Below are 21,621 nucleotides of genomic sequence, written 5' to 3' on the forward strand. Positions count from 1 at the left end.
CCCCCCGCGCCGAAACCCGCCGCACACCCGCGACAGAAGGCCCGGCGGCCCCCGCCCAGCCCCGCCCACCGACCCGCGCGGCCCGCACAAGCCCCGCCCCCCGAGACCCCCGCCCGCCCGGCGAGCGGCCCCTCACTCCACCTCGATCCCGTGCTCCTGCACCAGATCCACCAGCCCACCCGGCCCCGGATACCCCTTGCCGCCGGTCACGAAGTCCCAGTCCCCGCCGGCCCGCTTGCGGAAGGACCCCAGCACGAGCGCGGTCTCGCCCGGCCGCCCGTCCGAGACCTCGATCCGGCCCGCCTCGCTGCCCGAGGGGTCGGTGAGCCTGATCCGGGCGTCGGTGAACTCGGCCAGATCGGCGTCCGGATCGGCCTCCGGGTCGACGGCCGCCACCAGCACCACCCGGTCCGCGGCCGCCGGCAGCCGGTCGAAGCTCACCCAGATCGCCGCCTTGTCCTCCCCGAGCCCCGGCATCATCCGCACACTGCCGTCCGGCGTCGCAGGGTTGTTGTAGAAGACGAAGTGGTCGTCGCCGAGTGCCCGCCCGCCCCGGCAGACCAGCGCGCACACGTCCAGCCGCACCCGGCCGGACCACCACATGCCCAGCACGCTCGCCTCGGGTTCGTCGTCGATCCCCCGCGCCGGGTCGGAGGTGCTCGGGGCCGCCCCGCCGAGCCGCCCGCCCAGCCCGTGCTGGTGCAGCAGCTCGACCAGGTCGGTGCCGGACACCAGGGTCAGCGGCTTGCCGTTGGCGAAGGTGTGCGAGGTGGGGCCGAAGCCCGAAGTGGTGATGAGCACGCCCTTGTTGGCGCCGTTGCTCTGCACCGTGCCGTACAGATCCCGTACGGCGCTGGGCGAGACGGTGTTGCGGTAGCGCTTGACCTGCACCACGATCTTGCCGCCGCGTATCGGGTCCGGGTCGAGCGCGTCCACGTCCACCCCGCCGTCACCGGACCGTACGGTGGTGACCGCCCGCATCCCCATGGCCCGGAACAGCTCGGCGACCAGCTCCTCGAACGCCAGCGGGTCCATGGTCAGCAGGTCGGGCTCCTCGCCGCCGCCGTGCGAGACCACCTCGCGGCCCGAGTCGCCGGGCAGCCGGATCGGCACCACCGGCGTCCGCCGGTCGGGCCGCGCGGACAGCTCCCCGCGCAGACCGTCGACCAGGCAGTCCACCGCGTTGACCTGGGCCAGGTTCACGGCCGTGAAGTCGGCCCTGGAGACGATCGCGGTGGCCAGGAACACCTCCGTACGGTGTCCGGTGGCCGGGTCGGTGTCGTCCACGAAGCCGTTGAGCACGACGGACTCCAGCAGCCCGAACCCGTCGGCGCCGAACAGCTCGCGCAGCACCAGCAGCAGACACTGCGCCAGCAGGTCACGGTAGGCGGCGCGACGCTCGGTGACCGGCCGGGCCACCTCCTTGTCCCGGTCCGCGCCCGGCATGTAGCGCACGGCGGACACATCGGGTACGACGGCGAAGGACGGCAGCTCCCAGTTGAGCACCAGCCGATGTTCCGGCGCCTCGAAGGTCGCGGACACCTGGCGGGGCAGGCCCTCGGGCCACGCCCGCGACGCGTACAGCGCGCCCGTCAGATAGTCGACCACCGCCTCGGGTTCGCGCCTGCGCACCCCGGCCAGGGTCTCCTGGATCCCGGCGTTGTGCCGCCGTATCTCGGCGAGTCGCCGGTCCGCCCAGTCCCGGTACTGCTGCTGGTAGGCGGCCAGTTGAGCCTGCCGCTGGGCCTCGGCGGCCCGCGCCGCCCGCAGATCGTGCTCGTAGCGCTCCCTGGCCGCCTGCTCCTGGCGGCCGCCGCCGAGGAAACGGCCGGAGCGCTGCCCGGCCCCGTAGCTCTCGGGGCGCGGCATCGCGATGGGCTCGGCGAGCCGTCCCGGCGCGAAGGGCTCCAGCACCTCGGGCGCCAGCAGAGCGGTGGGGGAGAAGACCGGCCGGTCACAGCCGTTGCGCAGCAGGCCCGCCAACTCGGCGTTCCTGGCGTCGAGTTCATCGGTGCGCCGACGCACGTCGTCCTCGCGGCGCCGGCGGTAGGCCGCCTGTTCCTCGCGGTGGCTGCGGGCCTGCGCGCGCTCGGCGGCCCGCTGCCGGCGTTCGTCCTCCCGCTGCTGCCGCTCCCGGGCCCGGTGCTGGGCCTCCGTCTGCCGTTGCTGCTGACGCTGGATCTCGGCCCACGCGGACACCAGTCCGGGCGAACGACGGCTCATACGGGAACGGCTTCCTTTCGGCGGCGCACGGCGGGCCGCGCGGAAACCGCCGCCTGCCGGGTCCCGAGCGTACTGCCGCCGGGAGGACCACGTCACCGCTTCGTCTTCACCTGTCCCTCACCGTTCGTCAACATTTGGGCAGGGCATCGGGGTTCGGGCGCGGTCAGCGGGGCTTTGACGTGCTTCTGCGGCGGAGCAGAAGGACGCAGGCGGCCGCTGTCAGGACCAGGGCGCCGCCGATGTACCAGGCCGTCGCGGAGGTGGACGCCGTGCGGGCCGAGGCGGGGGTCGAGGGCGGGGTGCGCGGTGGCATGGAGCTGGCCTTGGCGTCGTCGGCCGGCGGGGCGCCTGCGCCGGTGCCGGCGCCCTGGAGCGCGACCGGGCGGGCGGCGTTGAGGGTGCCGACCGAGCTGGTACGGCCCACCGCGTCGAAGCCCCAGTCGAGCAGCTTGGTCGCCTCGGTGTAGACGGCCTGCGGCACGCCGGACTGCGGGTTCATCACCGTGACGATCAGTGTGCGGTCACCGTGCCGGGCGGCGGCGATCAGGGTGTTGCCCGCGTTGGTGGTGTAACCGTTCTTCACGCCGATCACGCCCGGGTACGGGGTCACCCCCTGGGCCCCGGTGAGCAGCCGGTTGGTGTTCTGGATGCCGAAGGACGCCACGTAGTTCCCGTGCGTGTCGTACCCGCCCGGGAACTGGGCGTCCTTGGTGCCGGCGTACTCCGCGAAGTCCGGGTTGCGCAGGCCCGCGCGGGCGAAGACGGCCAGGTCGTACGCGGACGAGACCTGGCCGGGCGCGTCGTAGCCGTCGGGCGAGACGACGTGGGTGTCGTTCGCGCCCAGCATCTCGGCCTTGGCCTGCATCTGCTCGACGGTGAGCGGCACCGAGCCGTTCATATGGGCCAGGACGTGCACGGCGTCGTTGCCCGAGGCGAGGAAGACCCCGCGCCACAGGTCGGCGACGGTGTACGTCTGCCCGGCCTGCACGCCGACCAGGCTGCTGCCCTCGCCGATGCCCGCCAGGTCCTCGTCGGTGACCTTGTGGGTGGTCGAGCCCGGGAAGCGGGGGATCACGACGTCCGCGAAGAGCGTCTTGAGACAGGAGGCCGGCGGGAGCCTGCGGTGGGCGTTCTTCGCGGCGAGCACCTGGCCGGTACGGGCGTCCGAGACCGTCCAGGCCAGCGCGGACAGCCCCGAGGGCAGCGAGGGCACCCCGTCCTCCTGCTGTACGTGCACCCCGGGCTCGGCCAGCAGCGCGCCGCCCGCCACGACCTCGGAGGAGGCCGAGGAGCCGGACGAGCCGTGCCCGCCGTCGGAAGACCCCACGGCGGACCGCACGGCGCCGACCGTCCGCACGGCGCCGGGGGACGCGGCGGCGGGGAGCGCGGACAGCGTCGGCAGCGCGGTCAGACAGCAGACGGCGGTCAGCGCGGCGGCGGTACGGGCCCGGGTCCGGGGCCGGGTACGCGGTCGGCGGCGGTCGGGGGCGCGTCGGGCGAGCGGCGGACGGAAGGCAGTCATGCGATCACCGTAAGAACGCCAACCGCATGCGGCGGGACGACGGACCCCAACCGGACGTGGCACCGCGCCTGCGGGTGACCCCACCACCGCCAACCGGACGTATCGTCACATCATCGTGCGCCGAACGACCCTGACGGCCGTCCGCCCCGGACCGCACCCTCGCCGCCCTCGCCGGTCCCACCTCAAGCCGGGTGGCCGCGGTGAACGGGGGCAGAAACGGTTACTCGGGCAGGTGCAGCAGGAAGTCGTCATGCCGGTGGACCCCGGGCCGGCCGCCAGCCTCGGCCAGCGCGTCGCGCAGAGTGCGCAGATGACCGGGCGTCAGCTGGAGCGGCGGCTCGTCGGGCTGGTAGGTGGTGCCGCGCGGGTAGTCCTCGCCGGGGGTCGTGGTCATCTCGATGTGGCAGCCCAGCACATGCGTGACCGGGTGCCGCGCGCAGAAGGCCAGCAGCCGGTCGACCGTCGCGGAGTACTCGGGCAGGTCGCGGACGTAGAGGTGGCCCGGGTAGAGGGTGTCGCCGGTCAGCAGCAGGCCGGTACGGCGGTCGTGGAAGACCGTGGCGGCCGGTTCGTGGCCCGGCCCCGGCAGGACGTCGAGCACCCGGCCGCCCAGGTCCAGCTCCGCCGTGCCCTCCGGCCAGCGCGGCAGACCGTAGAAAGCGGTCACCGCGTCGAGCCCCGGGCCGACCGTCACCGTGCCGGGACGGTCGGCGAACTGGGCGTCCGCCGCGATGTGGTCCCCGTGGCCGTGGGTGTGCGCGATCACCAGCCCGTACGACGGGTGCGGATGCCGGACCAGCCACCGCGCGACCGCCTCGTCCACCACCTTCCGCAGCGGGAAGTGCGCGGGGTCCGCGGTGGCCCCGGTGTCCAGCAGCAGCGCGCGGTCGGCGCCGAGGAACAGGAAGACAAAGGGCGCCTCGAAGTGCACCGACATGTTCTGCCGAAAGATCAGCGTGCTCTCGTCGTACGCGTGAGTCTGGATCTCGGGGGCCGGGTCGTGCTTCGCCGACGGCCACCCCGCGTGCCAGCGGACATCGAGTCCGCCCCGCTGCTGTTCACCCATCCGGCGACCCTATCCGGCGTCCCCCGCCAGCAGACCGGCCAGCAGCCGGTAGGACTCCAGCAGCTCACCGCGGTCGTAGGTGCTGGTCGTGACCAGGAACTCGTCCGCCGCGCTGCGGGTCAGCAGCGACTCAAGATCCTTGGCCACGTCCTCGGGCGTGCCGTGCAGCTGCCCGCCCATCGCCGCCTCGAAGCGCTCCCGCTCCGGGCCGGACATCGTGCGCGCGGCGACCGCCTCGGGGGGCGTGAGCGGCGGGAAGACACCGTGGGTGCGGGAGTACGCCGTCGACCACGCCTCGGACACCAGCAGCCGGCGGGCCCGCTCGCCGGTCGGGGCGACCGCGACCGTGCCGGAGAGCACCACATAGGGGGCGGCGGCCCAGGGGGAGGGGCGGAAGGCGGCGCGGTAGCGGTCCACGGCACGCAGCATCGCGTCCTCGCCGCGGATGTTGCCGATCACCAGGGGCAGACCGTGCGCGGCGGCCAGATCGGCGCCGCTGCCGGTGGCCAGCAGGAAGGGCGCGGGACGCAGCCCCTCGGCGGGCCAGGCGTGCACCTGGGGGTGGGCGCTCTGCGTGCCGGTGAACCAGCCGAGCAGTTCGCCGATCTGCTCGTCGAAGGCGCCGGCCGCCTCCTTCCCGCGGCCCAGCGCCCGGCGGATGCCATCGGTGAAGCCGACCGAGCGGCCCAGGCCCATGTCGATCCGGCCCGGGTACAGCGACTCCAGGACGCCGAACTGCTCGGCGACGACCAGCGGTTGGTGGTTCGGCAGCATCACCCCGCCGGTGCCGACCCTGATCCGGCAGGTGGCCGCGGCGACGGCCGCCGCCAGTACGGTCGGCGCGGAGCCCGCGACCCCGGGCACGCCGTGGTGCTCGGAGACCCAGAAGCGGTGATATCCCAGCACCTCCGCCCACCGGGCGAACTCCACCGTGTCGCGCAGCGCGCTCGGGCCGTCCTGCCCCTCGCGGGTCCTGGACCGGTCGAGGACGGAAAACGGGGTGTCGCTCAGCACGGAACTCACTTCTCTTCCAACCCGTGCACCCCGGGTCGGGTATTCCCCGCGCGCCAAGGGTGGCGGCCGGGGTGGCGGCGGGGGTGGCGTCCGGTCGCCGCGGGTCGCATCGGGTCGCGTCCCCGGAGCACAGTCGTCCGGTTCACGCGCTTGCGTGCGCCCTTGTGGGCGGGTAAGGGTCCGTCCTATCTTGGGCGCGCCCGGAATCTCGGGCGCACGGCAGCCCAGGCCCGTACGGGCCGGTCCCTGAGAGGTCGCGTGCCATGCCCTTACGCGGACGTCACCGCCGTTACCGCCCCAGCCGGGTCTCCCAGGCATCCCTCACCGTGACCGCCGGCGGCGCCGGACTCGCCCTGCCGCTCATCGGGCTGAGCAGCGCGCACGCCGCCTCCGAGGGAGTGTGGGACAAGGTCGCCCACTGCGAGTCCTCCGGCAACTGGAACATCAACACCGGAAACGGCTTCTACGGCGGTCTGCAGTTCGCCGCCAGCACCTGGAAGGCCTACGGCGGGCAGGCGTACGCCCCGCGCGCGGACCTCGCCACCAAGGACCAGCAGATCGCGGTGGCCGAGAAGGTGCTCAAGGGCCAGGGCGCCGGGGCCTGGCCGGTCTGCTCGGTGCAGGCAGGGCTCAACCGGCAGGCGGCGACCGCCTCGCACACCGTGCACGTGCCGGCCGCGAAGAAGGCCAAGCCCGCCCACCCGGCCACGAAGGCACCGGCCAAGGCGCCCGCGAAGTCCTCGCACCCGGCGTCGACGCACCCCGCGCCCACGCATCCGGCGCCCACCCACCCCGCCTCCACCCACCCGGCCGCGCACGGCGGCTACACGGTCTCCGCCGGGGACACGCTCTCCGGGATCGCCGCCGAGAAGCACCTCACCGGCGGCTGGCCGAAGCTGTACGACGCCAACCGTAAGGTCGTCGGCGACGACCCGGATCTGATCCTGCCCGGTCAGAAGCTCTCCCTGGCCTCGCCGAAGGCCGCGTCCAAGGAGAAGGCCACCGCGAAGTCCGCCGCGCGGACGGTGGAGAAGCACGTCAAGCCCGCCGCCGCCCGCACCGGCTACACCCTGCCCGTCGAGCACGCCCCGATCGGCACGCCCTACCACGAGGAGGGCGGCAGCTGGTCCAGCGGCTACCACACGGGTGTGGACTTCCTGGTCTCCACCGGCACCGCCGTCCACGCGGTCGCCGCGGGCACCGTGGTCACGGCCGGCTGGGGCGGATCGTACGGCTATCAGGTGGTCATACGGCACGCCGACGGCCACTACAGCCAGTACGGGCATCTCTCGCAGATATCGGTGAAGGCCGGCGGGCATGTCAACGAGGGGCAGCGGATAGGGCGTTCCGGCTCGACCGGCAACGCGACCGGACCGCATCTGCACTTCGAGATCAGGACCGGCCCGGTCTACGGCGACGACATCAATCCGCTGGCGTATCTGCGGGAGCACGGCGTCTCCGTCTGACACCGACCCCTTCCGGCGCCGCGCGCGCCGCGAGGGCCCGCTTCATCCGCCGCGCACGCGCGAGGCCCGCCCGGCCGTCCCCAGGGACGGTCCGGGCGGGCCTCGATGTCGTCAGGGGCGCCGCGCGGGCTGGCTCTCGTACACCTTGACCGGGTCGGTGACGGCGACCGGCTCCAGGACCTGCTCGATCCGGGCCAGCAGGTCGGCGTCGAGCTTCACGCCCGCCGCCTTCGCGTTCTCGGCGACCTGCTCGGGGCGGGAGGCGCCGACGATCGCCGCCGAGACGTTGGGGTTCTGGAGCACCCAGGCGACGGCGAGCTGGGCGAGCGAAAGACCGGCGTCGGCGGCCAGCGGGATCAGCTGCTGCACCCGCTCCAGCAGGTCGTCGCGCAGGAAGCGGCCGATCATGTTCGCGCCGCCCTTGTCGTCGGTGGCCCGAGAGCCCTCCGGCGGCTGCTGCCCCGGCAGGTACTTGCCGGTCAGCACGCCCTGCGCGATCGGCGAGAAGACCACCTGGCCGATGCCCAGCTCCTCGCACGCGGGGACGACCTCGCCCTCGATGACCCGCCACAGCGCCGAGTACTGCGGCTGGTTGGACACCAGCGGGATGCGCAGCTCACGGGCGAGCGCGTGGCCGCGGCGGATCTGGTCCGCCGTCCACTCCGAGACGCCGATGTAGTGCGCCTTGCCCGCGTGCACGATGTCGGCGAACGCCTCCATCGTCTCTTCGAGCGGGGTGAAGCGGTCGTAACGGTGTGCCTGGTAGACGTCGACGTACTCCGTCTGGAGCCGCCGCAGGGAGTTGTCGATGGACTCCTGGATGTGCTTGCGCGACAGGCCCCGGTCGTTGCGACCGGGGCCTGTCGGCCAGAAGACCTTGGTGAGGATCTCCAGACCTTCGCGGCGCTCACCCTTCAGCGCCCTGCCGAGCACCGACTCGGCGCGGGTCTGCGCGTAGACGTCCGCGGTGTCGAAGGTGGTGATGCCCGCGTCCAGTGCCGCGCGCACGCACGCGCCGGCCGCGTCCTCCTCCACCTGGGAACCGTGGGTGAGCCAGTTGCCGTAAGCGATTTCGCTGATGATGAGGCCGCTGCGGCCGAGGTGACGATATTCCATAATGCCCGACTCTAGATCGTCACCCCGGCACGCCGCGAGGGTCACTCAGGACGCGTAGGCCTCGAGTTCGGAGAGTTGGGCTGCGGGCCAGCCGGTGTTGGCGGTGAAGGTGAGGCGGAGGTAGCGGGTGTTGGTGGTGGGGAGGTTGATGGTGACGGTGTCGCCGGTGTTGGGGTCGAAGGTGTAGGCGGCGCCGGATTTGGCGGTGGTCCAGGTGTTGTTGTCGGTGGAGCCCAGGACGGTGAGGTTCTGGGTGCGGGCGCCCCAGCCGGTGGGGAGTTTGAGGACGAGGCGGCCGACAGTCTTGGTGGCGCCGAGGTCGACGGTCAGGGACTGGGGGAAGGCGTTGTTGGTGCTTTCCCAGTAGGTGCCCTGGTTGCCGTCGACGGCGTTGCCCGCGGTGTAGACGTCGTTGTGGCCGGTGTCGGTGGCGGGGTGGCCCTGGGCGAGGTTGGGGTTGCCGGCCGGGGTGGTCGGGGGTGTGGTCGGCGGGGTCGTGGGGGGTGTGGTCGGGGGTGTGGTGGGCGGGGTGGTGGGGGGTGTGGTGGTGCCGTCGGGGGCGTAGGCCTCGATCTCGGAGATCTGGCCGGCGGGCCAGCCGGTGTTGCCGGTGATGCTCAGCCGCAGGTAGCGGGCGGTGGCCGTGTTGAAGGTGAGGGTGGCGGTGTTGCCGGAGGAGGGGTTGAACACCACGCCGCTGGAGGCCTTGAGGGTGTTCCAGGTGTTGTTGTCGGTGGAGCCGAGGACGGCGAGGGTTTCGGTGCGGGTGGCCCAGTCGGCGGAGGGCGGGAGTTTGAGGGTGACCTTGCCCAGGGACTTGTTCGCGCCGAGGTCGACGGTCAGGGTCTGCGGGAAGGCGTTGCTGTTGGACTCCCAGTAGGTGGAGGCGTTGCCGTCCACGGTGTTGCCCGCGGCGTAGTTCTGGACCGACGAGGACGCCGAAGCCGGGCGGCCCTGCGCGAGGTTGCCATTGGCCGGGGTGGTCGGAGGCGTCGTCGGCGGGGTCGTGGGCGGGGTGGTCGGAGGCGTGGTGGGCGGAGTGGTCGTACCGCCGCCACCGGTGGTGCCGCCGCTGCCGCCGGTGGGCACGCCACCGTTGGTCCAGATCGGGGTCGGCCAGGTGCCGGTGCAGGTCTGGCCGACGTTCCAGCCGGAGTTGCCGCCGCCGTCGGTGATCTGGAGGCTGGTGCCGACGCAGTTGTGGATCGGGGTGGCCGCCTGGCCGATGTTCTTGGCCTTGACGTTGATGAAGGTCATGTTCGCGGCCGCCTGCGCCTGAATGGCGTAGGTGCCGGCGCCGTCGATGTTGACGTTCTTCAAGGTCACGCCGGTGACACCGGTCTCGATCGACTGGATCGCCTCGTAGGAGCTGTCGAGGATGTCGGTGTCGGTGATCTGGATGTTGGCGTCGACCTTGCCCTGGAGCCCGTCGAACCAGATGGCTCCGACGCCGAACTGCCAGTTGAAGTCGCTGTTGCCCGTTCTGATCAGGGTGTTGCGGGCCGCGGTGATGGTGCCGGAGACCCCGTTGGGTCCGCCGCCGTTGACACCCGGGTAGCGGTTGGCGATGTGCAGACCGCCGCCGTTGGAGATGGTGTCCGCCATGACGTTGTCGGACAGATTGAAGTCCTTGCCGCCGTACGTGACGATGTTGTTCGCCAGGATCGGCAGGATCACCGTGTTGTGGTCGAAGCTGTCGCTGACGTTCGGCGCCCGCTCCGGCCACGACGCGAGACCGTCGTCACCCACGTTGCGGACGAAGGTGTTGGTGACCGTGGAGTTCGTGACTCCCGAGTGGAAGTTGACGCCGTCGGCGGTCGTGTCGAGGATGCGGCTGTTCTTGATGGTGAAGTTGTCCATCGGGCCGTCCATCCAGGCACCGACCTTGACGTGCTGAATCCACAGGTCGTCCACGGTGGAGTTGGACATCGCGCCGCCGAGGGCGTTGACCTGGTCGTCGTCGACCCGCTCCTGGATGTCGCCGATGATGGCGAAGTCCTTGAGGTTGACGTTCTTGCTGGGGCCGCCGGCCTCCTGCGGGCGGATCGCGCCGCCGTAGCCGCCGCCCGAGACGTACTTGCCGTAGAAACCGGCCGCGTGGCTGCGGTTCACCGGGTCCCGGCCGCCGAAGACGGTGTACCAGGGACCGGCGCCCTGGACGGTCACCCCGTCCACGATCACATGGTCGTAGAGCGTGTAGTTGCCCTGCGGGACGTAGACGACCTTGCCCTGCGCCTGGCCCGCGTTGACCGCCGCCTGGATCTTGGCGGTCGAGTCGGTGGCGCCGGTCGGGTCGGCCCCGTAGTCGGCGACCGCGTCAATGGCCCCGGCGGGCTTGGCGATCGGCGAGCCGACCTGCTCGAAGTCGGCCAGGTCGATGGTGAAGGTCGGCGACTGCGCGGTCGAGGTCACCTGCACGCGGATCTTGGTGCCCGCCGGGTAGGTGGTGCTGAACTGCGTCCGGGACTCGTCGTAGAAGTGGTGCGGGTTGTTGTCGCCCGGGTTGTTGTTGAACGGGTAACCCCCGTAGTACCAGCTGTACTTGGAGGTGACCGGCAGCGTCTTGACCGACGAGCCGTTGGCCTGCACGTCCAGCGTGGCGCTGCGGCCCTTGCCGTCGGAGGAGTCGGGAAGGCTGTAGCGCAGCGACATCGCGTTCGCGGGCGCCGTGAGCGTGAACTCCACGTACTGCCCGACCGCGTTGAGGGTGACCGCCTGCCGGCCGGACGCCTCGGAGGGGAGGTGTCCGTAGAGCCGGTCCGGGCCGATCAGGGTGCCGTTGGTGTTGGCGTACTCGGCCTCCAGCTCCTTGAAGGGCACATTCGCGCCACGTCCGGAGATGCCGATCGGCGAGGGTGCGGCCACGCCGCCGGCGGCGTTCGCGGAGGGCGCGCCCGCCAGCGTCACGGCGGTCAGCGCGGCGGCCGACGCGACGGCGAACGACAGGATCGCCGCCGCGCCGCGTTGTCTGATCCGGCGGTGTGTGGGGGGACTCTGCTCATGACTGCGCGGTGAGTGCGACACAGACACACGTCCTTGCGGGTCGGGGGTGAGGGAGGGGGGAGCAGCCCGGCCAGGCGTGGAGAGACTACGAGCCGCGTCGCAGTAAGTCCATGAGTCTGCGCAAAACAGCGATGATTCTTCGCAATATCCAGGACACAGAATCGTCATAGAGCGTCCCGAACGCAGAGAATCAGCGACACCCCCAGCGTGGCGTGGTGGCGCCAAGGGGCGCCCCCGGTACGGCCGTTGAGGGTGTCGCCGCAGTCAGCGGCGGGGCGTGGTGAGAAGGAAGGGGCGCGCGTTCCGGGCGCGGTGCAGGGTGGACTGCCATCCGTGACGGTCCAGCAGTTCGGCGCACCTGGTCAGCGACGTGTCCGCCGAACTCCGTTCGGTCCAGGCGACTTCGACCATGCCGGGGTCCGCGCCGGGCGTCACCCGGTATCCGGCGGAGCCGTCCGCGCCCGGCGGGCAGCCCGCCGCCTCCAGCGCCAACGCCACCGCGTGCACCGGGCGTTCGCGCTCCCAGGGCGCGGGGGTGTCCGTCACGCCGTCGAGCAGCACCGCGCGGATCTGGAGCAGCCCCTCCCACGCGGCGGCCACCTCCGCGGCCCGGCGCGCGCCGCCGGACGGAGGTGTCACCGCGCCCGTACCGTCGTCGGCCGCGAAGCCGCCGCGCGCGGGCTCCGGGGCGGGATTCGCGGGCGCCGCGTCCGGGTTCGCGTGCGCCGGGGCGCGGTTCGCGTCCTCCCGCGCCAACGCGGCCCGCAGCCGCAGCCCTTCGCCGGTGAGGTAGTGGCTGTGGTGGCCACCCCTGCCGTGCGGCACCGCCAACCCGGCCGCCACCAGCGCCGCGCAGACCTCGGCGCGCGCCGACAGCCGCCCGGTGGCCGGGTCGGACCCGGTCACCGCCCTGCGCTGAGCTGCGGTGAGCGCCTTGGCCATAGCGCCGACCCTACCGGGCGGCACGGACACTCCCCGCCCGAATACCCCTGGTAATTCTACGGAATTCATAAAGCGCGCCCCCGGTGGCGCGGTCATTCGACGTGAGGTGTACCGTCCCGATCCCGTGAGGTATTTCGCGGGAACCGGGGGGTTTCGCTCAGGGCGGTTCCGCAAAACCAGGGAGGAAACATGAGAAAGACACGCCAGTTCCGCAGACGATCAGCCGTGATGGCCGGGGCCGGAATGGCCGCTCTCGTCGGCGCCGGGCTCTTCGCGGGTTCCGCCTCGGCCCACAACGCCGACTGGTCGGTCACCTGCGACGCCGTGCATGTGCACCTGACGGCGTACGACAGCCACGCCAGGAACTCGGTGACCGTCTCCGTGGTCGGCGGCTCGGTCCTGGACTCCAAGAACTCGTTCGGCGGTTCGTACACCTTCAACGGCGCCCTGCCGGACCACGACAGCGCCATCAAGGTGCACCTGGTCGTGAAGGCGGGCGACAGCAGGAAGTACGACAGGGACGAGACGCTGACCTCGCAGCCGTGCGAGAAGCCCCCCACCAGCCCGCCGGTCGAGGAGACCACGACCCCGCCGGTGGAGGAGACCACCACGCCGCCCGTGGAGGAGACCACGACTCCGCCGGTCGAGGACACGACCACCCCGCCGGTGGAGGAGACCACGACCCCGCCGGCCGAGGAGACCACCACGCCGCCGGTGGACGACACCACCGCGCCGACGGCGACGACCACCTCCCCCGCGGTCGCGGGCACCTCGTCCGCCCCCGGCGGCGGCGACCTGGCCGAGACCGGCAGCTCCAGCGCCACCCCGATGATCGCCGGCATCGCCGGGGTCGCGGTGGTCGCGGGCGCGGGCGTGCTGTTCTTCAGCCGCAAGCGGCGTTCGGGCGCACACCGCTGAGCGTCCACCGCTGAGCGACCGTCCGGTTCCGGGCGGTGAAAGGGCCCGACCGGGCCGGTGAACGACACCACTGTCCCGGTCGGGCCTTTCGTTTTCCCAGCGGTCGCACCATTCACGGACGGCCCGTGGGTCCATGATCGAAATTCGGTGCGGGCGTCGGCGACGATCATTGCCGACGTCCGCTCAAATACCCCTGGAATAAAGCCTGTTGGGGAATTCACGGTGGCCGCGCGCAATTCCGTACGGGGGTGTCCCGGCGCGTCGTGGACATCATGATCAATTGCCCGCCGGGATTCTGTGAAATCCCGGGGAACGGCCCGCCGCCGACCGTTCCGTCCCGGCCCCCGCCTAGGATCGGGGGATGGATCTTCGATGGCCGCGGCGCAAGCGGTGGTTGGCCGGCGCGGGAGCGCTCACCGTGCTCGTCGCGGGCGGTGCCGCCGTCGGCACCGCCACGGCGGCCGGCGGCGGCGCGGGAGTGCACCGGACCGACGCGATGCTCACCGGCGCGGACGGCGTACGGCTCGACACCTCGTACTTCACCGGGGGCGGCGCCGGCCGCAGACCCGCCGTGCTGCTCGCCCACGGCTTCGGCGGCAGCAAGGACGACGTACGCGGCCAGGCCGAATCCCTCGCCCGGCACGGCTACGCCGTCCTCACCTGGTCCGCCCGCGGCTTCGGCCACTCCGGCGGGCGGATCGGGCTCAACGCCAAGTCCGGCGAGGTCGCCGACGTCAGCCGGCTCGTCGACTGGCTCGCCGCCCGCCCCGAGGTCACCCTCGACGCGCCCGGCGACCCGCGCGTGGGCATCTCCGGGACGTCGTACGGCGGCGCGATCTCGCTGCTGGCCGCGGGCGACGACCCCCGGATCGACGCCATCGCCCCCCGGCTGACGTACTGGAACCTCAGCGACGCGCTCTTCCCCGACAACGTATACAAGAAGCTGTGGGCCGGGATCTTCTTCTCCAGCGGCGCCGCGCCGCTCCCGGGTGCGAGCGGGCCCGCGGAAACAGCCCCCGGTACCGCCGCGGCCCCCGCCGGCGGCACCCCGGCCGATCCCCTCTGCGGCCGCTTCGAGGCATCGGTCTGCGCGCTCTACCAGCGGGTCGCCGAGGCCGGGAAGCCGGACGCCGCCGCCCGCGACCAGCTCGCCGCGCTCAGCCCCTCGGCCGTCGCCGACCGGATCAAGGTGCCCGCGCTCATCGTCCAGGGCCAGACCGACTCCCTCTTCACACTCGCCCAGTCCGACGCCATGGCCGGGGCGATCTCGGCCAACGGCGCCCCGGTGGCCGTCGACTGGACGGCCGGCGGCCACGACGGCGGCGACACCGAGGACGCCAGGGTCGACCGCCGGGTCACCGCCTGGTTCGACCGCTACCTCAAGGGCCGTACCGGCACCGACACCGGACCCGCCTTCCGCGTCACCCGCACCGGGGGCCTGAACTCCACCGACGGCACGGTCGTCCTGCGCGGCGCGAGCGGCGACCGCTACCCCGGCCTGGCCGGCGCCGCCACCCGCGACCTCACCCTCGCCGGCCCCGAGCAGCACCTCGTCAACCCGGCCGGCGGCGCGCCGCCCGCGATCTCCGCGGTGCCGGGGGCGGGCGCGCTCAGTCAGCTCTCCTCGCTCGGCGCGGGCCTGTCCGTCGACTTCCCCGGCCAGTCCGCCCGCTTCGAGACCGCCCGGCTCTCCTCCGGGCTCACCCTCACCGGCGCGCCCTCCGTCACCGTGAAGGTCGCCACCGACGCACCCGACGCGGTGCTCTTCGCCAAGCTGTACGACGTCGCGCCCGACGGCAAGGAGACCCTGCCCGCCGCCCTGGCCACGCCCCTGCGGATCGCCGGAGCACCCGGCGGGCGGACCGTACGGATCCAACTGCCCGCCGTGGACCACGACTTCGCCGCCGGACACCGGCTGCGGCTGGTGCTGGCCACCACCGACCTCGGCTACGCCTCCCCGGCCGCGCCCGCCGCCCTGACCGTCTCCCTGGCCGACCCGCGGCTGTCGCTGCCCACCGACCCGGGCCTGACCGCCGACGCGGCCCCGGCCGCCTGGTGGGCCTGGGCGCTGCCGTCGGCCGCGCTGCTGATCGCCGCGGCCCTGCTGCTCACCGGCCGCCGCCGGGTGCGGCCCCGGCCCGCCGACCCCGCGCTGGCCGGGGTCCCCCTCCAGATCACCGGCCTGAGCAAGCGCTACGCCAAGTCCGCCGACCGGTACGCGGTCCGTGAGCTGACCTTCCGGGTCGAGGCCGGCCAGGTGCTCGGCCTGCTCGGGCCCAACGGCGCGGGCAAGACCACCACCTTGCGGATGCTGATGGGCCTGATCCGCCCCGACGAGGGCGAGATCCGGGTCTTCGGCGAGGCGGTGCGTCCCGGTGCGCCCGTGCTGTCCCGGGTCGGCGCCTTCGTCGAGGGCGCCGGCTTCCTGCCGCACCTGACCGGCCGCGCCAACCTCGATCTGTACTGGCAGGCCACCGGGCGCCCGGCCGAGGACGCCCATCTGGAGGAGGCGCTGGAGATCGCCGGTCTCGGCGACGCGCTGCAACGCGCGGTGCGCACCTACTCCCAGGGCATGCGGCAGCGGCTGGCCATCGCCCAGGCCATGCTCGGCCTGCCCGACCTGCTGATCCTCGACGAGCCGACCAACGGCCTGGACCCGCCGCAGATCCGCGAGATGCGCGAGGTGATGATCCGTTACGCGGCCGGCGGCCGTACGGTCATCGTCTCCAGCCATCTGCTGGCCGAGGTCGAGCAGAGCTGTACGCACCTGGTGGTCATGGACCGGGGCCGGCTGATCACCGCGGGCCCGGTGGCGGAGATCATCGGCGCGGCCGACACCGTCCTGGTCGGGACCGGCGGCGAGGTCGCGCAGAAGGTGGTCGACGAGATCGCCGCGCTGCCCGGCGTGGCCACCGCCGTACGCGAGGAGGACGGGCTGCTGGCCGTGCTCGACGGGATGACCGCGGCGCAACTGGTGGCCGAACTCGTCCGGCTCGGCGTACCGGTGGACCGGGTCGGCCCGCACCGCCGCCTGGAGGACGCCTTCCTGACCCTGATCGGAGGCTCGGCATGAGCACCACCACCCCGGCCGCCCCCGCGGTCACCGCGCCCGGCTACCGGCCGGGCCGCACCCTGCGGCTGCGGGTCGAGGCCCGCAGACAGCTGCGCAGGCGGCGGACCATGATCGTGGCCGCGCTGCTCGCGGCGCTGCCCTTCATCCTGATCGCCGCCTTCGCGATCGGCGGCACCCCCGACGGCGACGGCGCCAACGGCCCGACGCTGATCGACACCGCCACCGCCTCGGGCGCCAACTTCGCCGCGACCTGCCTGTTCGTCTCGGCGGGCTTCGTCCTGGTGGTGCCGGTGGCGCTCTTCTGCGGGGACACCGTCGCCTCGGAGGCCGGCTGGTCGAGTCTGCGCTATCTGCTGGCGGCGCCGGTGCCGAGGGCCCGGCTGCTCGCGGTCAAGCTCACCGTCGCGCTCGGCTTCAGCGCGGTCGCGCTGGTCCTGCTGCCGGCCGTCGCGCTGGTCGCGGGCACGGTCGCGTACGGCTGGGGCGATCTCGAACTGCCCACCGGGGGCGCGCTGGCCGCCGGGAGCACGCTGCCCCGGCTGGCGGTCGCGGTGGCGTACATCTTCGTGAGCCAGCTCGTCACCGCGGCGCTGGCCTTCTGGCTGTCCACCGTCACCGACGCGCCGCTGGGCGCGGTCGGCGGCGCGGTCGGGCTGACCATCGTCGGCAATGTGCTGGACGCGGTGACCGCGCTCGGCTCGTGGCGGAATGTGCTGCCCGCGCACTGGCAGTTCTCCTGGGCCGACGCGATCCAGCCCACCATGGAGTGGACCGGCATGATCCAGGGCGCGGCGGTCTCGGTGTCGTACGCCCTGGTGCTGACCGCGCTCGCCTTCCGCGGCTTCCGGACCAAGGACATCGTCTCCTGACGGGCCGCCACGCCGTCCGGCGGCCGGGACGTGACCTTCAAGGAGCAACGTCATCGGCCGTTCGGGTAGAACGGACGGCGCCGGACGGCGAACTCTCCGGGCCCGGGGACGATCCCTCGTGGTGCGCACGGCGGCCGTCCCCGGGCCGCGGTGCTCCGCCACCAGGAGATCCGCCACCCAAGGAGAGTGCATGCGCCCACCTCGTCCGCTTTCACGCGCCGCGGCCGTCACGGCGGGGGCCACCGCCCTGACCGCCGCGGCCCTGTTCCTCCCCCCGGTGACCGGGGCGGCCGGCGCCGCCGCCGCAGCGCCGCCCGTCAGGCCGCGGCCGGCCGTGACCGGGCACCGGCTGGTCAGCGGCGCCGGCAGCCCGCTGACCATCGCGCAGTGCCAGGACAAGTGGGGCATCAACTGCTACACGCCCCAGCAGTACCGGCAGGCGTACGACCTCGACCCGCTCTACCGGGCCGGGATCACCGGCAAGGGCCGCACGATCGTGATCGTGGACTCGTACGGCTCCCCGACGATCCAGCACGATCTCGACGTCTACAGTGCCCAGTTCGGCATCCCGAGCACGCAGGTGCAGATCGTCAGGTGGGGCGACGTACCGCCTTTCGACGCGACCGACCCGGACCAGAGCGGGTGGGCGGGGGAGAGCAGCCTGGACGTGGAGATGGCCCACGCGGTGGCGCCCGACGCGCATCTGGTGCTGGTGGAGACCGGGGTCGCCGAGACCGAGGGCGTCACCGGTCTGCCGGAGATGATGGACGCGGAGAAGTCGCTGATCGACCGCGGGATCGGCGATGTGATCTCGCAGAGCTTCGGCGCGACCGAGAACACCTTCCCCGGCTTCGAGCACGGTGACTTCGCGGCCCTTCAGCAGTTGCGCTACGCCTTCGAGGACGCGGCCCGGCACGGGGTGACCGTCCTGGGCTCCTCCGGCGACAGCGGCGCGACCGACGCGATCGCGGACGGCAGCGTCAACTACCCGTACGCCGTGAACTCCTGGCCGTCGGCCGACCCGCTGGTCGTGTCGGTCGGCGGCACCCAGCTGCACCTGGACGAGGCGGGGAACCGTACCGCGCCCGACAGCGTGTACCACGACTACGGCGCGAGCGGCGGCGGCACGTCGCAGGTGTTCGCGCGGCCCTCGTACCAGAACGGGGTCAAGGACGTCGTCGGCGAGCGGCGCGGTACGCCCGACATCTCGATGTCCGCCGCGGTCGACGGCGGCGCGTGGGTGTACTCCAGCTACGACCCGAGGGAGGTCGGCTGGAACGTCTACGGCGGCACCAGCGAGTCCAGCCCGCTCTTCTCCGGCGTCGTCGCGCTGGCCGACCAGCTCGCCGGGCGCCGGCTGGGCGACCTGCACGAGGCGCTGTACGCGCTGGCGGCCGACGACAGCAGGTACACCGGGATCGTGGACGTGGCCGACGGGACGGACAACAGCTATGACGGCGTGCCCGGTTACACCGCGGTGAAGGGGTACGACATGGCGACCGGGGTCGGCACCCTGGACGCCACACGGTTCGCGCACGCCCTCGCCGCCGGAGGGTGGCGGCACTGAGGGACGTCGGGAACGCGCCGACCGCATAGGGGAGTCCGCCGCCGCACCGGCCGGGTGCGGCGGCGGACGCGCGTGGGGCCGCGGCTGAAAACCGACCGTCAAGTGGTCCAGTCCAATTGTTTGTTAGGACTCTTGACAGTCTGGTGGTCCAGACCAACATTATTGGTTTAGACCAGAGCACGTCCCCCCACCGAAGGGAGCGCGGTCCATGACCGGACGCGTTCGCAGACCCATTCGCGCACTGCTCACCGGGCTCGTCACCGCGGCCGCGTCGGCAGGGCTCGCCCTGACCGGCGGCGCCGGCACCGCCCACGCCGCGACCCCGCTGCCCGCCCATGTCTTCGCCCCGTACTTCGAGGCGTGGAACGGCGACAGCCTCTCCGGACTGGCGTCCGCCTCGGGCAACAAGTACCTGACGATGGCCTTCATCCAGACGGCCTCCGTCGGCTCCTGCACGCCGTACTGGAACGGCGACAGCAGCCTGCCGATCTCGTCCGCCAGCTTCGGCGGCGACATCAACATCCTGCACGCCTCCGGCGGCGACGTCATCCCGTCCTTCGGCGGCTACACGGCCGACAACACGGGCACCGAGCTGGCCGACAGCTGCACGGACGTCAACTCCATCGCCGCGGCGTACGAGAAGGTCATCACGACCTACGACATCAGCCGGATCGACCTCGACATCGAGGACAACTCGCTGACCAAGACCGCCGGCATCGACCGCCGCAACAAGGCGATCAAGGTGGTCGAGGACTGGGCGGCGGCCAACGGGCGCAGCATCCAGTTCTCCTACACCCTGCCGACCACCACCACCGGCCTGGCCTCCTCCGGGCTGAACGTGCTGAAGAACGCGGTCACCAACGGCGCCCGGATCGACGTCGTGAACCTCATGACGTTCGACTACTACGACGGTGCCACGCACAACATGGCCACCGACACCCAGACCGCCGCCACCGGACTGCACAACCAGCTGGCGACGCTCTACCCGACGAAGACCGACGCCCAGCTGTGGGGCTCGATCGGCGTCATCGAGATGCCCGGCATCGACGACTACGGCCCCGCGGAGACCTTCACCACCGCCAACGCCACCACCGTCTACAACTGGGCGGTCAGCAAGGGCATCAACACCCTGTCGTTCTGGGCCCTCCAGCGCGACAACGGCGGCTGCCCCGGCACCGGGGGCTCGGACTCCTGCTCCGGCACCACGCAGACCACCTGGCAGTTCAGCCACACCTTCGAGCCGTTCACCAGCGGCGGCGGCACCACGACCCCGCCGACCACCAATGACTTCTCGGTCTCGCTGAGCCCGGCCTCCGGCTCGGTCCTGGCCGGCGCCTCGGCCACCTCGACGGTGCACACCGCCGTCACCAACGGCTCCGCGCAGTCCGTCGCCCTCACCGTCAGCGGCGCGCCCGCCGGTGTCACGGCCTCGCTCAGCCCGGCCTCGGTCACCGCGGGCGGCAACTCCACCCTGACGGTCGCCACCACCGCCTCGGCCGCCCCCGGCACCTACACCCTCACGGTGAACGGCACGGCGGCCTCCGGCAGCCACGCGGCCACCTATGTGCTGACCGTCACAGGCCCGACCACCGGCTGCACCACCACCGCCTGGAACAAGACCGCCATCTACGTGGGCGGCGACCATGTGTCCTACGGCGGCCACAACTGGCTGGCCAAGTGGTGGACGACGGGCGAGACCCCCGGTACCACCGGTGAGTGGGGTGTCTGGCAGGACCTCGGCGCCTGCTGATCCCCGCCTCCTCCGGTACCGTCCGGTGGGCCCCTGGCCCACCGGACGGCACGGCCCCGGCTTCGTACGACGCCCGGTGATCCTCTAAAGTCGCACCGAACGTCTACGCGAATGTAGTCGGAGCGGAGCGGGCACGCCTGCGGGCGCGCCCGCTCCGTCCGTGCGGCGCCGCCAGGCCGTACACCTCACCGGAGAGACCAGGGGACGGGACCACCCATGAGTGCCATCGGCGTCGGCCAGGCCTTCATTCTCGGCATAGTGGAAGGAGTGACCGAGTTCCTGCCGGTCTCCTCCACCGGGCATCTCAAGCTCACCGAGGGCCTGATGAACATCCCGGTCGACGACAAGGCTGTCGTCGGCTTCACCGCCGTGATCCAGGTGGGCGCCATCGCCGCGGTGTTCGTGTACTTCTTCAAGGACATCACCCGGTTCGTGGGCGCCTGGCTGGCCGGGCTGTTCAACAGCGGAAAACGTGACAATCACGACTACAAGTTCACCTGGTGGGTGATCTTCGCCACGATCCCGATCGTGATCGTCGGGCTCGCCGCCAAACCCCTGATCGACGGGCCGCTCGGCTCGCTGTGGGTGGTGGCCTTCTCGCTGATCGGCGGGAGCGTCGTCATGTGGTGCGCCGAGCAGATGGCGCGATTCAAGAGGGGAGAGGACCAGGTCACCTTCAAGGACGCGATGATCGTCGGCGCCTCGCAGATCCTCGCGCTGCTCTTCCCCGGCTTCTCCCGGTCCGGCGCCACCATCTCCACCGCGCTGATCCGCGATCTGGACCGGACCGCCGCCACCCGTCTGTCGTTCTTCCTCGGCCTGCCCGCGCTCACCGGCGCCGGGATCTACGAGCTCAAGGACGCGACCGGCGGGGGCGTCAGCGTGCCCGCGCTCGCGGTCGGCACGCTGGTCTCCTTCGTCGTCGCCTACGCCTCCATCGCCTGGCTGCTGCGGTTCGTCGCGCGCCACTCCTTCAACTCCTTCGTGATCTACCGGATCGTGGTCGGCCTGCTGCTGATCGGCCTGCTGTCGACCGATGTGATCAGCTCCTGACCGCTCGGGAGAGCGTCGTCCAGGGCCCGGCCGCCGCGG

General features: G+C 72.3%; 14 protein-coding genes. 7 read left to right on the forward strand and 7 right to left on the reverse strand.

Going from position 1 to position 21,621, the window contains the following annotated elements; translation table 11 throughout:
* Positions 1–132 precede the first annotated feature (132 nt).
* From OHA30_RS31120 to OHA30_RS31135, 4 genes are all read right to left on the reverse strand, one after another.
* On the reverse strand, positions 133–2,223 hold the full coding sequence (locus tag OHA30_RS31120) for a restriction endonuclease (protein WP_328917194.1): 2,091 nt from the start codon (positions 2,221–2,223) through the stop codon (positions 133–135).
* Positions 2,224–2,386: 163 nt separating this feature from the next.
* The gene (locus OHA30_RS31125; protein ID WP_328917195.1) at positions 2,387–3,745 is read right to left on the reverse strand and encodes a D-alanyl-D-alanine carboxypeptidase family protein; all 1,359 of its coding nucleotides are present in this window, start codon (positions 3,743–3,745) and stop codon (positions 2,387–2,389) included.
* Positions 3,746–3,965: 220 nt separating this feature from the next.
* On the reverse strand, positions 3,966–4,811 hold the full coding sequence (locus OHA30_RS31130) for an MBL fold metallo-hydrolase (RefSeq protein ID WP_328917196.1): 846 nt from the start codon (positions 4,809–4,811) through the stop codon (positions 3,966–3,968).
* Between the two features lie 9 nt (positions 4,812–4,820).
* Positions 4,821–5,834, reverse strand: coding sequence for an LLM class flavin-dependent oxidoreductase (locus tag OHA30_RS31135; protein ID WP_328917197.1), 1,014 nt, complete (start codon positions 5,832–5,834; stop codon positions 4,821–4,823).
* Between the two features lie 254 nt (positions 5,835–6,088).
* Here OHA30_RS31135 and OHA30_RS31140 point away from each other — a divergent pair, with 254 nt between their 5' ends.
* Positions 6,089–7,291 carry a transglycosylase family protein gene (locus OHA30_RS31140; protein WP_328917198.1) on the forward strand — a complete coding sequence of 401 codons (1,203 nt, stop codon included), beginning with the start codon at positions 6,089–6,091 and terminating at the stop codon, positions 7,289–7,291.
* 111 nt (positions 7,292–7,402) lie between these two features.
* Here OHA30_RS31140 and OHA30_RS31145 read toward each other — a convergent pair whose 3' ends face one another.
* The 3 genes from OHA30_RS31145 to OHA30_RS31155 form a co-directional block, all read right to left on the reverse strand.
* Positions 7,403–8,407 (reverse strand): aldo/keto reductase family protein, encoded by a 1,005-nt coding sequence (locus tag OHA30_RS31145; RefSeq protein ID WP_328917199.1) that lies wholly within the window; start codon positions 8,405–8,407, stop codon positions 7,403–7,405.
* Between the two features lie 45 nt (positions 8,408–8,452).
* Positions 8,453–11,431 (reverse strand): discoidin domain-containing protein, encoded by a 2,979-nt coding sequence (locus OHA30_RS31150; protein WP_328917200.1) that lies wholly within the window; start codon positions 11,429–11,431, stop codon positions 8,453–8,455.
* Between the two features lie 243 nt (positions 11,432–11,674).
* Positions 11,675–12,352: a hypothetical protein gene (locus OHA30_RS31155; RefSeq protein ID WP_328917201.1), complete on the reverse strand. Its 678-nt coding sequence runs from the start codon at positions 12,350–12,352 to the stop codon at positions 11,675–11,677.
* 189 nt (positions 12,353–12,541) lie between these two features.
* Between OHA30_RS31155 and OHA30_RS31160 the strand changes: the two genes are divergently transcribed.
* From OHA30_RS31160 to OHA30_RS31185, 6 genes are all read left to right on the forward strand, one after another.
* Positions 12,542–13,270, forward strand: a complete 729-nt coding sequence (locus OHA30_RS31160) for an LAETG motif-containing sortase-dependent surface protein (protein WP_328917202.1) — start codon at positions 12,542–12,544, stop codon at positions 13,268–13,270.
* A 361-nt stretch (positions 13,271–13,631) separates the two neighbouring features.
* Positions 13,632–16,343, forward strand: a complete 2,712-nt coding sequence (locus OHA30_RS31165; RefSeq protein WP_328917203.1) for an alpha/beta fold hydrolase — start codon at positions 13,632–13,634, stop codon at positions 16,341–16,343.
* Positions 16,340–17,212 carry an ABC transporter permease gene (locus OHA30_RS31170; protein ID WP_328917204.1) on the forward strand — a complete coding sequence of 291 codons (873 nt, stop codon included), beginning with the start codon at positions 16,340–16,342 and terminating at the stop codon, positions 17,210–17,212. Before OHA30_RS31165 ends, OHA30_RS31170 begins: the two co-directional genes overlap by 4 nt.
* 190 nt (positions 17,213–17,402) lie before the next feature.
* Complete coding sequence (locus OHA30_RS31175) at positions 17,403–18,779, forward strand: S53 family peptidase (RefSeq protein WP_328917205.1); 1,377 nt, start codon at positions 17,403–17,405, stop codon at positions 18,777–18,779.
* Between the two features lie 208 nt (positions 18,780–18,987).
* Positions 18,988–20,529 carry a glycosyl hydrolase family 18 protein gene (locus OHA30_RS31180; RefSeq protein ID WP_328917206.1) on the forward strand — a complete coding sequence of 514 codons (1,542 nt, stop codon included), beginning with the start codon at positions 18,988–18,990 and terminating at the stop codon, positions 20,527–20,529.
* Positions 20,530–20,745: 216 nt separating this feature from the next.
* Complete coding sequence (locus OHA30_RS31185; protein ID WP_328917207.1) at positions 20,746–21,582, forward strand: undecaprenyl-diphosphate phosphatase; 837 nt, start codon at positions 20,746–20,748, stop codon at positions 21,580–21,582.
* Positions 21,583–21,621: the final 39 nt, after the last annotated feature.

Origin of the sequence: Streptomyces sp. NBC_00223, from assembly GCF_036199905.1 — a bacterium.
Taxonomy (GTDB): Bacteria; Actinomycetota; Actinomycetes; order Streptomycetales; family Streptomycetaceae; genus Actinacidiphila.

Excerpts from the sequence above, each read along its gene's own strand:
- OHA30_RS31160 (WP_328917202.1), top strand. The coding sequence starts at position 12,542 with ATGAGAAAGACACGCCAGTTCCGCAGACGATCAGCCGTGATGGCCGGG.
- OHA30_RS31130 (WP_328917196.1), bottom strand. The coding sequence starts at position 4,811 with ATGGGTGAACAGCAGCGGGGCGGACTCGATGTCCGCTGGCACGCGGGG.
- OHA30_RS31120 (WP_328917194.1), bottom strand. The coding sequence starts at position 2,223 with ATGAGCCGTCGTTCGCCCGGACTGGTGTCCGCGTGGGCCGAGATCCAG.
- OHA30_RS31175 (WP_328917205.1), top strand. The coding sequence starts at position 17,403 with ATGCGCCCACCTCGTCCGCTTTCACGCGCCGCGGCCGTCACGGCGGGG.
- OHA30_RS31125 (WP_328917195.1), bottom strand. The coding sequence starts at position 3,745 with ATGACTGCCTTCCGTCCGCCGCTCGCCCGACGCGCCCCCGACCGCCGC.
- OHA30_RS31145 (WP_328917199.1), bottom strand. The coding sequence starts at position 8,407 with ATGGAATATCGTCACCTCGGCCGCAGCGGCCTCATCATCAGCGAAATC.
- OHA30_RS31165 (WP_328917203.1), top strand. The coding sequence starts at position 13,632 with ATGGATCTTCGATGGCCGCGGCGCAAGCGGTGGTTGGCCGGCGCGGGA.
- OHA30_RS31140 (WP_328917198.1), top strand. The coding sequence starts at position 6,089 with ATGCCCTTACGCGGACGTCACCGCCGTTACCGCCCCAGCCGGGTCTCC.
- OHA30_RS31180 (WP_328917206.1), top strand. The coding sequence starts at position 18,988 with ATGACCGGACGCGTTCGCAGACCCATTCGCGCACTGCTCACCGGGCTC.
- OHA30_RS31185 (WP_328917207.1), top strand. The coding sequence starts at position 20,746 with ATGAGTGCCATCGGCGTCGGCCAGGCCTTCATTCTCGGCATAGTGGAA.
- OHA30_RS31170 (WP_328917204.1), top strand. The coding sequence starts at position 16,340 with ATGAGCACCACCACCCCGGCCGCCCCCGCGGTCACCGCGCCCGGCTAC.
- OHA30_RS31155 (WP_328917201.1), bottom strand. The coding sequence starts at position 12,352 with ATGGCCAAGGCGCTCACCGCAGCTCAGCGCAGGGCGGTGACCGGGTCC.